This window comes from Paenibacillus sp. Y930 (assembly GCF_056786375.1).
This window is the reverse complement of record NZ_JBXCIX010000002.1, coordinates 570,515-585,530: the sequence shown is the minus strand read 5'-3', so window position 1 is coordinate 585,530 and position 15,016 is coordinate 570,515. Positions and strand designations below refer to the sequence as shown.

General features: G+C 37.4%; 12 protein-coding genes and 1 pseudogene. 1 reads left to right on the top strand and 12 read right to left on the bottom strand.

Annotated features, from left to right (window positions below; genetic code table 11):
- Positions 1-21 precede the first annotated feature (21 nt).
- The 7 genes and pseudogenes from AC1TO5_RS08010 to AC1TO5_RS07980 form a co-directional block, all read right to left on the bottom strand.
- The gene (locus tag AC1TO5_RS08010; protein WP_482062267.1) at positions 22-738 is read right to left on the bottom strand and encodes a hypothetical protein; all 717 of its coding nucleotides are present in this window, start codon (positions 736-738) and stop codon (positions 22-24) included.
- A gap of 127 nt (positions 739-865) precedes the next feature.
- On the bottom strand, positions 866-1,948 hold the full coding sequence (locus AC1TO5_RS08005; protein ID WP_482062266.1) for an alpha/beta hydrolase: 1,083 nt from the start codon (positions 1,946-1,948) through the stop codon (positions 866-868).
- Between the two features lie 204 nt (positions 1,949-2,152).
- Positions 2,153-2,422: a CD3324 family protein gene (locus AC1TO5_RS08000; protein WP_482062265.1), complete on the bottom strand. Its 270-nt coding sequence runs from the start codon at positions 2,420-2,422 to the stop codon at positions 2,153-2,155.
- A 13-nt stretch (positions 2,423-2,435) separates the two neighbouring features.
- Positions 2,436-3,374 (bottom strand): hypothetical protein, encoded by a 939-nt coding sequence (locus AC1TO5_RS07995; RefSeq protein ID WP_482062264.1) that lies wholly within the window; start codon positions 3,372-3,374, stop codon positions 2,436-2,438.
- 394 nt (positions 3,375-3,768) lie between these two features.
- Positions 3,769-4,590, bottom strand: a complete 822-nt coding sequence (locus AC1TO5_RS07990; protein ID WP_482062263.1) for an acyltransferase domain-containing protein — start codon at positions 4,588-4,590, stop codon at positions 3,769-3,771.
- Positions 4,591-4,774: 184 nt separating this feature from the next.
- A complete protein-coding gene (locus AC1TO5_RS07985; RefSeq protein ID WP_482062495.1) occupies positions 4,775-5,221 on the bottom strand; it encodes a methyl-accepting chemotaxis protein in 447 nt (148 codons plus the stop codon).
- A gap of 93 nt (positions 5,222-5,314) precedes the next feature.
- A pseudogene (locus AC1TO5_RS07980) lies at positions 5,315-5,773 on the bottom strand (protoglobin domain-containing protein); the annotation flags it as partial.
- Positions 5,774-6,222: 449 nt separating this feature from the next.
- Between AC1TO5_RS07980 and AC1TO5_RS07975 the strand changes: the two are divergent.
- Positions 6,223-6,993 carry a helix-turn-helix domain-containing protein gene (locus tag AC1TO5_RS07975; RefSeq protein WP_482062262.1) on the top strand — a complete coding sequence of 257 codons (771 nt, stop codon included), beginning with the start codon at positions 6,223-6,225 and terminating at the stop codon, positions 6,991-6,993.
- 46 nt (positions 6,994-7,039) lie between these two features.
- Here AC1TO5_RS07975 and AC1TO5_RS07970 read toward each other — a convergent pair whose 3' ends face one another.
- From AC1TO5_RS07970 to AC1TO5_RS07950, 5 genes are all read right to left on the bottom strand, one after another.
- Positions 7,040-8,569: a glycoside hydrolase family 43 protein gene (locus AC1TO5_RS07970; protein ID WP_482062261.1), complete on the bottom strand. Its 1,530-nt coding sequence runs from the start codon at positions 8,567-8,569 to the stop codon at positions 7,040-7,042.
- Between the two features lie 113 nt (positions 8,570-8,682).
- Positions 8,683-9,693, bottom strand: coding sequence for an endo-1,4-beta-xylanase (locus tag AC1TO5_RS07965; RefSeq protein ID WP_482062260.1), 1,011 nt, complete (start codon positions 9,691-9,693; stop codon positions 8,683-8,685).
- Positions 9,694-9,772: 79 nt separating this feature from the next.
- On the bottom strand, positions 9,773-11,308 hold the full coding sequence (locus AC1TO5_RS07960; RefSeq protein WP_482062259.1) for a glycoside hydrolase family 43 protein: 1,536 nt from the start codon (positions 11,306-11,308) through the stop codon (positions 9,773-9,775).
- A 234-nt stretch (positions 11,309-11,542) separates the two neighbouring features.
- Positions 11,543-13,258, bottom strand: a complete 1,716-nt coding sequence (locus AC1TO5_RS07955; RefSeq protein ID WP_482062258.1) for a response regulator transcription factor — start codon at positions 13,256-13,258, stop codon at positions 11,543-11,545.
- Between the two features lie 2 nt (positions 13,259-13,260).
- Positions 13,261-14,895, bottom strand: a complete 1,635-nt coding sequence (locus AC1TO5_RS07950; protein WP_482062257.1) for a sensor histidine kinase — start codon at positions 14,893-14,895, stop codon at positions 13,261-13,263.
- Positions 14,896-15,016: the final 121 nt, after the last annotated feature.

Below are 15,016 nucleotides of genomic sequence, written 5' to 3'. Positions count from 1 at the left end.
TTCATACATTCCTTCCCAACTTTACGGTAGTGTGAGCGTGAAGTGATTTTCTTTGTCTTCATAAGAAATGCCATCCATATCCGCACCAATCATTGTTCCAGTATCATCCGGGTCTTTCAAAACAATTTTCGAAATAGCCCAGTAATCGGATGACTCCCTATGTATTCTTTCTACTGTAATGGTGGCATTGCCTGTATCAATGGTTTCAGTCATAGTTATTAGTGGGTATTCAAAAGAAATTTCAATCGTATCAGCTGTTACTTCCTTAGATTGTAGCTTTTCAACCTTTCCCATACGAGGGCTGGAACCACCAGTTACCCAGAAATTTTCTTCGAATTGCTGCTTCGTTTGTTGACGTAGCTCTGGTGACAGAACAGCATATTGCATAGCACCACTTCTACTCTGAACTCCCTTAATCCAAGTCTGAACAGCTTCTTCTGGAGTTGCAGCAATTAGCGCATTCTCTAGACTATTCACTTGCATTGCCACATTAGATGATTCTGGTGTCGTGACAAAGATATTCTTATCCTTATAAATTACTTCTCCATTGAATTGATCCACGATAGATCTTAGAGATACCATTGATGTACCATTCACCACATTCAATTTCAATGCGCTACTGTCAAATTCTATATTATTAATAAAGATCCGTATATCGGGTGATTTGGCCAAAACCGCACCCGACATCATAAGAAAAACTGCACATGAAGCAATGATAATCTTCGATTTCTTCTTCAATTGACACTCCCCCTAATTAATAGAAATATATGGTTCTATATATAGACGGAGATAATGAGATTTAAGTTACAACTTATGTGGCGTACTTTAGAATTCTTGTTATTTGGTTGTACTCGTTGTTTGCGCTCTAAGTTCTTCCCTCAAGCGTCTTCCTAACAACATTGGACATTAATTGATCATTACAATCTCTAAATGCCAATCGACTAAAATTGTAGGCACCATTATTCCAAACATTGAAGTCATGAATACCATCTTTAATTAGAATTTGATAATAATGAGCGAGATCATACCCCGCTTGATATAAAAGCTGATCTGTCGAATTTAAAAAACTGTTATTTGCGATTCCATCTTCACTACCACAGGTAGTGTATAATAATTGAAGCTTATGGGCGCATGACGCCAGACTAGCTCCAAGAGTCTTGCCGTCACTCGACGTAGGTGCGTTAGAAAAAGCTCCCACATAATCAAATAAATCTATCATCCCAGGGGCAAGTACTGTCTTATCTAGCCCGTTGTTCCAGGGACTCTCTGTTCCAGTGAATAGCGTGGAATCTTGTCTATAACCCCCGAGAATTAAGTTCAGAGCTTGCATCCCTCCCATTGAAAGCCCAGCAATCGCTCTTCGGGTGCGGTTAGATATTACACGCTCAGGTGATGTATCCGTAATATCTGCGTAGGTATTATAGTTTAATTCTATAAATGGAATTAGGTCGTTTCTCAGTTCATAATCGAAATAATAGAATCCTAACATATTCGTTCCCTCGAAATTGAAGGAACTGTCCGTCCAGTCGTAGGCACTTCTTCCATTGGGAAATACGATAATTAGCGGATCTATATCGCCATTTGCGATGAGATTATCAAATATATTGCAAATGACGAATCGATCGTTAACTTTACCGCTACCTCTTAACCATTCATATTGATCCCCGCCTACTCCATGAAGTAAATACAATACATTGTATTTGACGGTTTTGTCGTTCGGGTCATAACCTGCTGGCAAATAGACGTTACATTTCTTTATCAGGGCTTCACCCGTAACGACTTCTCTTCCAGCTTCACCGATATCGATATTTTCAGCTGTTACAAGCTGTCGAGATAGATTAATATAATTGCTTACCTTATAGGTAACCTCTTGAACCGTACCTTGAAGTTCTTTATTAACCGCACCTACATATTCTTTAGGTAATTCCGTCACATTGATGTTTATCATGAATTATTATCGTCCCTTCAGCTATATATTTGTCCACAGTAAGTAAAGATTATGAAATTTCGTCTCATTAGATCAATATTATCACGTGGATTAAGGGGCGGTAACCTTACAAACTTCATATCTTTGCCTATGAGGCTCTTTAGAATGCTAAACTTAATGCCATGTTCATGTGTGCTGTAAGCGAAATAACGTATGAAGTTTTCCCTAATCACTTTGCCTTTCATAAATAATCCCTCTAATTCGCTCCTCACTTAAATTGAAAATTACAGCCAATTTCGCTATGCTTAATCCTCCATAATATCTTCGGGTTATTTCTTCATTTCGCTGTTCCATTTCATCCCGAATCCCCGTTGAAGTTCCCCAGTTTTGACGTTCGGTTTGTGGAATATAGATGTGTTTTCCTTTTACATACTTTTGAATTTCTTTAATTAAACTTTCTGGCAACACTTCTTTGGCATTAACATATTTTCTCATAATGATAATCCCTTTATATATTTCTATGAAGACGGAGTATATTAGCATTTTCAAAATTTTCGTTATGGAACCCCTCGGTAACCATCGCTGCAAAAACATTAAAGTTTTTCAATGTAATTCGAGTAATAACATGATATATATTTAATTGTTTCATCGAAAACAGAGTACCTATCAGAAATCTTCTTATTTCATTATGATTCAAAAGATATTTCGGTCTCACATGCAGTCCGAACGAATAAGCATTGAGGAATTCATTATCAGTACCTCTATTACTTAACTCAACCCTATAATAAGCAATACCAGCAATTTCATTCGATACTTGATCTCTAAGCGTGAGTATTACTTGATCTGGATTTCTATTTGAAGAATATTGATCTTGAAATAACCCTGCCATTGCCTCTTCTCCATCTTCAATCAGAACTCGCTTAATATCATCATAATTCATTTCTAAAGTTGGCTCTATACCTGTTAAATCCATGTGCTCGGGTTCATTCCACTCTCTTAAATCCAGTAATAAAGTGACATGCCCATACTCATCCGCAATAAACCCTAGCTTCTCCCATAAAGATATCCCCTTATTTCTCACTTGCCCAAACTTCGTAGAAGTAAATACAAAGATTTTAGTTCCACCTATTTCTTGAATATAAGACCTGCACTTATTCAATAAATCTTCAAGTATATTGTCAAAACCATCTAGAAACCCGAATGTAAGATAACCATTTTTTGTTACCTTTGAAGGAGAAACTCCCATGAAAGCTATGATTGTATTGTCCTTTAAAGCAATATAACCATTAATTGAGTTATCCGGATTACAATATTCTTTTTTCAATTCTTCTCCATCCCCAATAAATGAGCCCTTTTCATTACCTGAAAATCGTTGAAGAGTATCGTTAATTAAGTTGTACATGGTTTCAAAGTCATCAGTTTCCTTCACAGCTCTAATCTGAATCATGCTCTTTATCCCCTTTCGTTCCTACTACTCATATTATCGCAAAAATTGACGTCGAATAAAATATCGTAGATTATTATAAAAATAATCAAACAATTGATTATTATATTGCTGATGAGGTTTATCAATATTCGCAATCCAAAGCTAACGTTACCCGTCAGTTCAATCTTTAATGACTTCTGATTTGACCAGCCCATAATGAACTAAGTATTCATAAATGCCAGACTTTAAGACTTGTTAATTGTATGCATTCGCGAATTGGGTAAAAATCCTGTCTGAGAATTGAACAAAGGGCTACCTCTCGGCAGCCCTTTCATTATTGAACTATAGGTAACAATAGGTAAGCGTTTAAGTGATCTCCAGCTTTTCCCCATCTTCATACTTAAACCTCTTCCCATTATTCCTTCCAGGGGTCTTCCTGCAGTCTTCCGTAGGCTGCACCAATGCTGCTTCCTTCCAACAGGCAGGCCTTGATTTTTTTCTGTAAGGATGTATGTTCTGGAAATTCGTGTATTGGAATATCAGTTCTTCCATAAACCCATCTGATAGAGCTATCGTTCGTATCATCTACACTTATCAAGTCGAATGCCTTCTGAAAGCGGACTATATTCGAGCTCTCCAGCAGCAGCTTAGCAAGGACTGGAGAAAGCAGCCAGGAATCACATACCATATCCGACTGTCCATACTCCGGAAAATATTTCAAGAAAAATTCCCTAGCTTCCTCATATGAATTCCGCAAACTCTCGCGCCTCATATCCGCATCAGCGGGGATATGTATATTTATTAACTTCTTTTCTTCCTTCTCGATCATTTCATATTCAAGTGCACCGATTCGGAATTCGCGAAGTGAAATCTGTCTTGGAAACCACCATGCCCACGTGAATGCATATGTCCCATACACCTCGTAATGTTCCTTAATAAATCGGGTACAGAACTTTATCGTATCCGTAAAAATTGTCTCGCTGATTCCTCTTTTTTCGTATTCCCTATGTGTCACTACTGCACGTAGAAGCATAAAAGTGAGCATTTTGCTCCCATCCGGATCCTCTCCCAGAACCTCCGCTATTTCTTTAACTCCCTTTTCCCAGGTAGATGGATCATACAGAGCAGCAGAAAAGGACTTTATTGTTTTCTCATCAAATCCGCCTGCAAAGTCAAGCACTTTTCTTGTCATTTGATCCGGTAAGCAAATACTTTCACACACTTCTTTTAAAGTCATATTTATATTCTCCTGTATCAGATAATAGCAACATTACGTTAATTTAGGGGGAAAATCCAGCCGGATCATGGTTACAAATCAAGATATACTTCCACATAACTGCCCATTAGCTTAATGAGTAACGTCAGTCCGTTACTGTATTACTTCTGACATTACGTCAAATAGTTTAATCTTCTTTTGTTATCTACTTCAAACTATCTAATTCTATCGTTACTTTTTCAATTAACTGCACAAAAGAAGCTAATTCTTGAGATCTTTCTACTTGATTATGAGAATAGAGCGAATTATGTTCTGAGTCTCTTTTCACTTCGGTAAGTGTGGAATTAATATTGTTTAATCGACCTTCAATCGTTCCTAGTGAATCCTTAGAACGATGTGCTAGCTTTCTAACTTCGTTCGCAACGACTTCAAACCCTCGACCGAATTCTCCTGCTCTTGCCGCTTCAATGGCAGCGTTTAAGCCTAGGAGATGGGTTTGATCTGCTACTTCCTTCATCATCTCACCAATCTGATGAATAGATTCGACCTCTTTGTCCAGATACAGTACATTTTGATGCGTTTTCTCTTGATAATCAGCATTTTTAGCTACAGAATCTTCAATCGATTCGCTACTATCTTTCAACTGTACCATTAGAGAAACCAATTCTTGAACTGCGGAGCTGACTCCAGTTAGCAAATGATTTTGCTTTTCTAATAGACACTCAATCTTGGCTTTTTCATCAGTTTCATATGCTTCTAGCACTAATTGTGAATCAAAATTAAACATTTTCGTCAAAGAATGAACTATATCGATCCATTCATCTGGCATCAGCTGTTTAAACATCAATGTAGCAATATCCAAATATATAATATATGTACCCAAATACCAATTCGTCGTTAGACCAATTTTGGAGTGTATCTTTCCGATAAACAAACGTCTCTCAACAAACTCTTCATCGATTAGTCCAAATGCCATCGAACGGAAATACCATCGCTGTGTCTCCTTTAAGCGTTCCAATGTACTATGTCGTTCTATAATAGCGCATAATTCAGGTTCAGCTACTATCTGTTTATATAGTTCATCGACTAGCTGATCGACAATAAGTTCAAATTCCTTTTCTTTGCTTTTTAATAAACTCAAATCTGCTTCAGTAATACCAATATAACTAATTTGTTGTTGTCGTGCTGGTCCAAGATTAATCATAAATGGCACACTCCCCTCATCCTGTTATTTCATGGTAATATTCATTACTTTACAATATATTAATAATTATCATACCGCAAAAGATTAAGGGTGAACACCATGAACATGTCGAATGTTTAGATTTATCGAATTAAATAGTATCACTCTCAATAAATTAGCCGTTCATTTCTCACCTAGCGAGGAATGCTAAGTGAAAAATGAACACGATATGTCATCTCGAAGCCGTGCTCACCCTCTAATGTCCAATCCGCTTGAGCACTTATTACCTTTCCATCTTCAAATACATAGTTTGTAGAAACGATATCGTAAGTTGTCCCGAATCTGTTAACTAGTAAACGAATGTAGCAGGAGCAAAGATTTGCACATTGTGAATCCCCCCCATATTTCCCATAATTAAAGCGTATACAATTATTACTCAACATAGCTTATACTGCTAAGGGGGATATTCCATGTTTAATATACTGCTTGTTGATCCGAACGATTCTTCACTCCAGCAAACAACGAATCTAATCGAGCGATTAGACATTAATGTTAACGTAACTGCTCATACTACTCAATTCGATCATGTAACTCAGTTCATTGAGTTACAATCGTTCTCACTTATCGTAATTAATATTAAAGGCTATAATACTAGCGGACTTTTACTTTGCAAAAAAATACGTTGCAAAAGTCGTATTCCTATTATTCTTATTGGTGGTAAGAATGACTTTCAAATTGCCAGAAAAGCATTAACATATCAAATTAATGACTATCTAACTGTCCCCTTGTGCGAAGCAGCATTCAAGTCTAGCTTGCAAACTATTAAGCAAACGCTTACAAATTATTATTCACTTGAAGCTAATGATTCACCTCAATCATGGTTTCATAACAAAAAAGAGGAGCCCTCTGCTTCGATTATTGATACCATCAAAAAATATGTACAGGATGACCTCCATCAAAATATAACATTAAAAAAAATATCAAGCATGCTTCATTTTAATTGTGCTTATTTGGGGCAAAAATTTAGATTGCATGAAAATATGTCCTTTAATGAATATTTACTTCAGCAAAGAATGGAAAAAGCAAAGTTTCTGCTGAAGAAGACTGATATGAAAATATATGAAATTGCCAACGAAGTTGGCTACAGGGAGATCGATTGGTTCTATAAAAAGTTCAAGCAATATACTGGATTAAGCTCCAATGAATATCGTAAGAAACACGAATATTCTCAAGCAAATTAATTTTTCGAGACAAAAAAACACCAGCTATCTGGTGTTTTTTCTATTTCTATTGGATCAACGTATATGCTCCATCAATTAACTTCATAAAGTGGAAATAGTCCACATCAATAAATCCACCTGGGTGCACGGCTGCATAATTATATAGACCGATGCGATAGCCCATAAAATGATCCAATGTATATTTCATTGCTAAAGGATGACCAATTTCACTCCATTGTCCTTCTTCTGTACCATAATAAAACTTAGCGATATCTGTACTATTTTCAAAGTTAAATTCAATTTTGAGATAGACACTACTATACTCATATGGAATAGACTGGACTATATCCTCCATGCCGTCGCCGTTGTTTACACTCATTACAACCGCTTTATTGCCAGCGCTATCTATCTTCACACCGACAGTCCCGAATAAATTTTGTAGTGCAATTAAGCCAGCATGATCACCAGGCTTCATATTAGAAAGATCGATTACAGTCGTTGCGATGCAGGCGGGACCTTCCGTCCGTTGCGTTAGCGTATTACGAGCCTTCAATACACTATCAACAACATTGCCAGTCGTTAGCCGCAGATGGCTTGCCCGTGCCGTTACAGACCAAAGCTCGTTATTCGGATTATGGTTCCATTGCCAATTCAATGCTAGCTTATTAGCTTTGTAATCGAACTCGTCGCTAATGACAATTGGTTTCGCAGCTGTAGAGGGGAAGTCTGTTGTAAACTGCTGCGGAGCCTTACCATCTATGCCAATAACCGGCCAGCCATCATGCCATTCCATTGGCAATACGACTGGAATTCTACCAACCGCATCATGATCCTGAAATAGTAATGTATACCATTGATGATCTGCAGTTTCAACAACACCACCTTGAGCAATTCCTTTGTTGCGATAGCCCATATCATCATCCAAAATAATTTTCCGTTCATATGGTCCTAACAGCTGACTAGAACGATAGCATACTTGCCTGCGACGCTTATTGCCTACTGTCGGCCATTCAATAAAAAATAAATAGTACACTCCATCTATTTTATAAGCATGACAGCCTTCACATTGCAATCCAATACCTTCACTTTCAGTTTCGAGTAATAGTTGGACTATGCCACCCTCTTTGAGACCAGTTGCATCTTCTGTTAACTCGGTAATATAAATACCACCATTTCCGTAAATTACAAACACTCGATCCTCGTCAAATAGTATGCTCGGATCATGGAATAAACCTTTAATTATGGAGCGCTGCCAGCTTCCATTTTCAACATCATCAGTTCTGTACATATAGAACTGATGCGCATCATTGCTTGAAAAACAAACATAGAATATACCGTTACGTTCGCGTAAACTAGCTGCCCAAGATCCTTGACCATAAATGTTTTTCCCATCAATCATATTATGAGCATCATTATCCTCGAAACTATCATACACGTAATTAACAATATCCCAATTCAATAAATCCTGTGACTTCATAATTGGACAGCCAGGCATAGTATGCATACTTGTACTTACCATATAATAAACATTGCCAACACGGATAATATCAGGATCCGGTACATCAGCCCAAATAATTGGATTAGTAATTTCCATCATTCACTCTCTCCCTCTACCGCTGTATCGACCGGACTCATCACACCAGCTAATAATATATCGTACTGTCGCAGCATAATAGAGCAGCTACTTCCCATTAGATTCCATTCGTAACGCTATTCATTATTAATGACACTCCAAAATGACTTCTTCGGCTGATGCTTCGTATCGAATAGAAACGGCCAATTCTTCCGATTTTGTACCGGAAAATAATCTAGCCATGTATAATCATCCGCTGCACCCCAAAATGTTACCGAAGTAATGTGCTTGCTATACTCCCTAAACACTTTGAATATTTGATCATATCGCTCCGCTTGTTTTTCGAGCATAGCTTCTGTTGGAGCAATACAGTCGGTTCGCCGATCATCGAATTGGAACATCGATATATCCATTTCAGTAATATGCAATGTTACATCTAAGCTTGCATACTGTTCAATCGTGCGGCGAATATCATCCATAGTAGGATGATCTAGATTCCAGTGTGACTGCATACCAATACCATGAATAGGTACATCCTTCTCCTTCAACGACTTCACTAGACGATAGATTTTATCCCGCTTTACAGCATCACATTCATTGTAATCATTATAGAATAGTAAGGCCGTCGGATCAGCAGCATGAGCATATTCAAATGCTTTAGCTATAAATTCTTCCCCTGCTATATCAAGCCACTTTGATGGACGCAACAACTCATTACCACTGTCAGATACTGCCTCATTAACAACATCCCATGCATAAAATTCTCCTTTATAGCGTGTAACTACAGTATCAATGTGAGTTTTCATACGTTCTAATAATGTTGCCTCATCAACAATACCACCCGAACGTTGTTCAAACATCCAAGCAGGAGTTTGATTATGCCATACGAGTGTATGACCTCTGACCCCCATACTATTTTCCTTTGCGAAGGCTAGCATTTGATCTGCAGCTTCAAATTGAAATTCTCCTTCTATAGGCTGTAAACGTTCAAACTTCATCTCATTTTCCGCTGTTATGCTATTAAAATGTTGCTTCAACAATTGCTGCTGAATATTAAGCGTCCTTCTATTCACTGCTGCCCCAATCAAAAAATACTTTTCATATTCCTCATATAACTTTGGCAAGCTTTTATTTTGTAGCGTGTTCATAATAAGCTACCTCCTATTTATTCTTTTCAGTTTATTTTCAGCAAATAATAGAAATGTAAACTATGTCGATTCGGCAAATTTATTTCTCTATAGAAAATTCATTTCCTTCGTAGTCAAACCAATTAAAATCAGCAGGAGATATAGATTTCACTCCATTACCAGTTGCGTACATCGCGAGCATCACCCCTGTGAATCCACCAGCTACCTCTGTCGCAAGCATTGCACATTCTCCTTGGCCAAATGAAATCGGACTTTGAGTACCAATCGTAGCTTCAAAATAATAATGCCATTTATCTGCTCTAACGGTTAATACAACGGAATCAGCTGACAATGGGAGCTCATTCTCAATCTTCCATAAGCTGCCCAGCCTTCTGCGGAATATAAGCTTGCGCTCGCCTGCAACGCGTGTCACAGCAAGCTCATAATGAAATCTTTCATTCATATAGACAGTAATCCCTGCTTCTTCACCATCATGCTGCGGTTTAAATGTAAGCTGAGTTGATGCTTCGAATGAAAAATGCTGCTGTCTTCTACCAACAAATGCCGGCGTACCGCAATCATTCAGCGTGTCAGCAGAACCATGTAGCGTCAAGCCTCCTTCCTTACTGTTCAATTCATATTTTTCTTTATTAGATGAACGTAATAAATTCCATTGTGGCGCTAGTGTAGTTGTATTAAACTCATCCCGAATTGGCAATTGTAGCTTTGAATTTACATTTAACCCTTCAGCCGACATTACCTCACTAACTGTACCGTTCTCGCCAATAATCGGCCAGCCCTCCTCGGTCCAAGAGACAGGTGCAAGATATGTCTCTCTCCCTAGATGATGACGATTCGGATATCCAACAGGACGAATACCAAGGAATACAGCCCACCAAGCTCCGTCACTTGTTTGCACAAAATCCGCATGCCCAGTAGCATGAATTGATTTCGCTTGACTGCGATGCGTCAAAATCGGGTTATAGGGGCATGCCTCAAATGGACCCTCTACCTTCTTACTTCTTGCTACAGTAACCATATGACCATATTCGGTGCCACCTTCGGAAATAAGGAGATAATACCAATCTCCTCTTCGATAGAGATGTGGCGCTTCTGGATATTGTCCGCCTGTTCCTTGCCATACAAAGGTATAGTCTGTTAACCTTTTTCCATTCTCAATATTAATTCGGCTTTGATAAACTCCAATCCCCGTTTCTGAATTTCCCCATGCCGTTGAAAAATAAACCGAGCCATCCGCATCGAAAAATAAATCCGGATCAATTCCTGGCTGATCGACGTAAATAGGATCTGACCAATCACCAGTTGGATCATTCGTATATACATAAAAGTTCCCACCAGCAGATATATTGGTCGTTACCATATAAAACGTACCGTTATGAAAGCGAATCGTAGGAGCATAAATACCGCCTGAACTTCGTGCCTGCTGCAACTCTAATTGCTCAGGACGTGTTAAACAATGTCCTATCTGCTCCCAATTTACTAGATCTTTACTATGAAAAAGCGGAACTCCCGGAAAATATTCAAATGAGCTCGTAACTAGAAAATAATCATTACCACTTCTACAAACACTTGGATCAGGATGAAATCCACTGATTACAGGGTTACAATAATTCATATAATAGCACTCCTTTTCTTCCTATATGAATGAACTATATCGTTTCCTAGAATGAACGACAACCTGTTGAAAAGCGGCACATTCACCTGCCTAGTTATAGGTACGTAACAAAGCTTTCCACTAATTATTTTTACATAAATGAGTAAACAAGTAAGATAGGTATAGAAGCAACTATCGTAACGGTCGCCCTAATGAGTAGCCACTGCCTCGGGTCGATCATTTTTTTGAAATCTATTACATATTTAAAATATACTTCTCTCTGTATTCCTGTGGAGAATGGCCAGTTGCTTTTTTAAAAAAGCGAGTAAATGAGGTAGCACTTTCATATCCGACTTGCCGAGCAATATCATTTATTCGAAAATTTTGACTCTTGAGTAAATGCTTCGCTTTTATTAAACGAGTTGAATCAATAAACTCAGTCAAATTCCTGCCAGTTTCCTGTTTATAGATGCGTGACAAATAAGACGGATTCAAATGTACTTGTTCCGCTAATCTAACTAGCGACAAATCTTCATCCAAATGATCATTAATAAATTCTTTTAAAAAGTCGATGATATTGTCCGCCCGTTTCTTTTGCTCTATTTTTTGCATATTCAAAAGAACAGAAGACAATTCCATCAGGTGTAACGCCGCATCATTCCAAGTATCAAATAGATCCGTCCGCATCAGTTGGATCTCTCCAATCTGAAATGCTACCTTTTCATTGAGTCCCCATCGATTGATGTAAGACATCAGATACAGGGACACAGTGTGAAATGCTTCCTGCGCAATGACGTTATTTTTACTGCGGATGCCTCTTAATGGAATAAGGAACTGCTCCAATGCTTCGTAAAAATTCTCCCTTTGTCCTGATTCCAAATACTGCTCAATGATAGAAAGATTTTTCAGTTTGAGTGCCTTTGCCAGCTTCTTGCCTTCCACGCATTCTAGATCAAAGTTATTGTCAGTGACAGTATCATCATGTATATTCTCATTGACCTCACTGTCAATCAAAAGTATTTTATTTTCGACACCTATCCGGTAGTTTAGCAAATGTTGTAACGAATGATATTGATTAGAGACCGCATCCCAGCGGCTTGCCTTACTACCAATCGTAAAGCTGATTGGCATACAGAAGTTCTCCTGTGAAGCAGATTGTATAACTTCCAATATGCCTTTAAGAAAGGAAAGTGTCTTATCGTAAAAAAGCTCCATCATTTCCGAATCCACTGAATTTGTGCTGAATAAGGATTCTTTTGGCTGCACAAAAATAACAAAACGACGATTTTCGTCTAATATAATGACAATATTCAAATGGGTGGCTAAATATCTTTGAATAATTTGCCGAACAGAATATAGCTGTTGCATCTGTTGCATGTAGTCGCTATTCTCAGGAAATTTGTCGATCATGCCCAATACTAGAGTAATAGGCCACTCCACATTAAGAGATATCGATAGTTGTTCGAATTGCTCCTTCATAATTTGCACGCTGCGATTTCCCTTTAAAATGCACATTAAATAGTCTTTTTGAAACAAATCAAGTGCCATATGAACTTGTTCTTTTGCATTGCGGATTAAATCTTCTGTTTTGATTTCTTTGCGAATTTTGGATATATTCTCTTCTACAACTTCAATAACTTTTTCGATATCTTCGGATTTTAGAATATAACTAACATCCCTGTGCTGAATGGCCTTGTATACAAAATCAAATTCGCTATGACCTGTCAATAATATAACTTTACACTGAGGCCATCTTCTAAAAACTTCATCCATTAGTTGTAATCCGTTTATTTCGGGCATATCGATATCAGTTAGTACAATATCAATTCTTGTTCTGTTGAGCCACTCAATGGCTTCTTCACCACCATAGGCCTTATAAACATCAAGATTCAAATGATCCATGCCACGAAAAATTTCGTAAAGATGATTCACAATAATTTCTTCATTATCTACAATTAATAATCTGTACATGCTCAAACCATCACCTTTGGGTTAAGTCGCAACGTCACTTTTAAACCGCCCATTGAGCTTCGCTCTAAACGTAATCCGTTATCGTCGCTGTAAATTAATCGAACTCTTCTATGTATGTTAATTAGACCCGTTGTTTCGCTACTTGTCTCATCGTAAAAAAGTTTTTTCATGAGTTCCAACTTCTGATCAGATAAACCCGTTCCATTATCTTCAATGATAACGCACAATGCACGATCATCTAACCGAAAGCTTATCGAAATAACAGCCTTTGCTCTCGTGTTTTCAACAGCATACTTGAATACATTTTCGATGATGGGCTGGATGATTAGTCTAGGAACTTGTAAATCTCTAACCATCTCTGGACAATCTTCAAAATTAACTGTCAATCTACTAGAAAAGCGTACTTGCTGAATTTCAGTATAAGTCCGAGCGTGTTCAACTTCCTCATGCAATGGTAAGAAATCTGAATCATTCTTAGTAATAAATCTGAAATATTCGCCTAGAAGTTTTGTAAATGGAATTAAATTTTCATCTTTTAGCTTGGCCATAGTATTAATTAAAAACAGACTATTATATAGGAAGTGTGGACTAATTTGTGACTGTAATTGCTTTAACATCGATTTTTGATTGAGAATCTTTTGCTTGTATACCTGATCAATCAAAGTAGATACATTTTCAACCATGGAATTAAATCCTTGGTACAAATAACCAAACTCGTTTTTTTTGTTGACCTCGATATGAACGTTGAAGTTTCCACTCTCTACACGACGAAAAGATGCAACAAGCCTTCTCATAGGCTTTTGAATTAAATTGTATGTATAGATAGAATAGAGTACTAAAACTAACAAACCAACACCAGTAAATATCCACAACCAAATATAAAAATCTTTGACAGGAACAAAAATTAATTTCTCTGGGATGTAACGTAATAAAAGCATATTAAGATAATCCGACTTAACGGAAACAACGTAAATGTTTTGACCGTCAATCTTACTATAATGAGTGGTACCGCTTTCAAAATTAGTATGGTTTTCTATAAAATCATCCAGCATAACCGTCTCATCATTACCTTTTCCAGGTATCACCATTTGATGGGTTAAGTCTATTAAATAAGTACCACTATTCTCATATATATTAAACTGCCCTAGCGCTTCTTGTAACGCTGCGGTGTTAATTTCAATCTCTATCATGTATTTTTGAGATAAGCTAGATTTTCCAGCTTGCAGCGTAGTCAAGTAAAGTTTGTCTTCATACTGCACCAGTTGAGCACCCTTTTCCCCCTCCGGCACCCGAAGTAACTCGAATTTATCCATATCAATAGGACTTACGGAGTTGGAGGAGGAAATCGTTTTTTGAATCGGGAGGATATGTACACTTACGTCAGTAATGTAGGAATTACTGTTATGAATCGAAATTAATCGCTGATGAAGTATTCTCATACTTTCCACTATCTCATATTCATTCATAATGGAATAACGAATGGCAAGCTTTTCGAGATATTCATCATTGAGACTATCATATTGCAAAATTTTAATACGTTCTATTTCATCTTCCAAACTTTCAAGATAAAACGATACCTGTGCAGTTGTAGAATTTATTATTTCATTCTTTACTGTATTTAAGCTCCAATTATACATATATATTCCTGATATAATAATTAGTAGGATCGCGAATAGAAATGTCGAGATCAGTCTTATGAAGATACTTTCTCTGATGTGCAGCTCCCCCTTATACATGTAACATTATTCATATTTTATA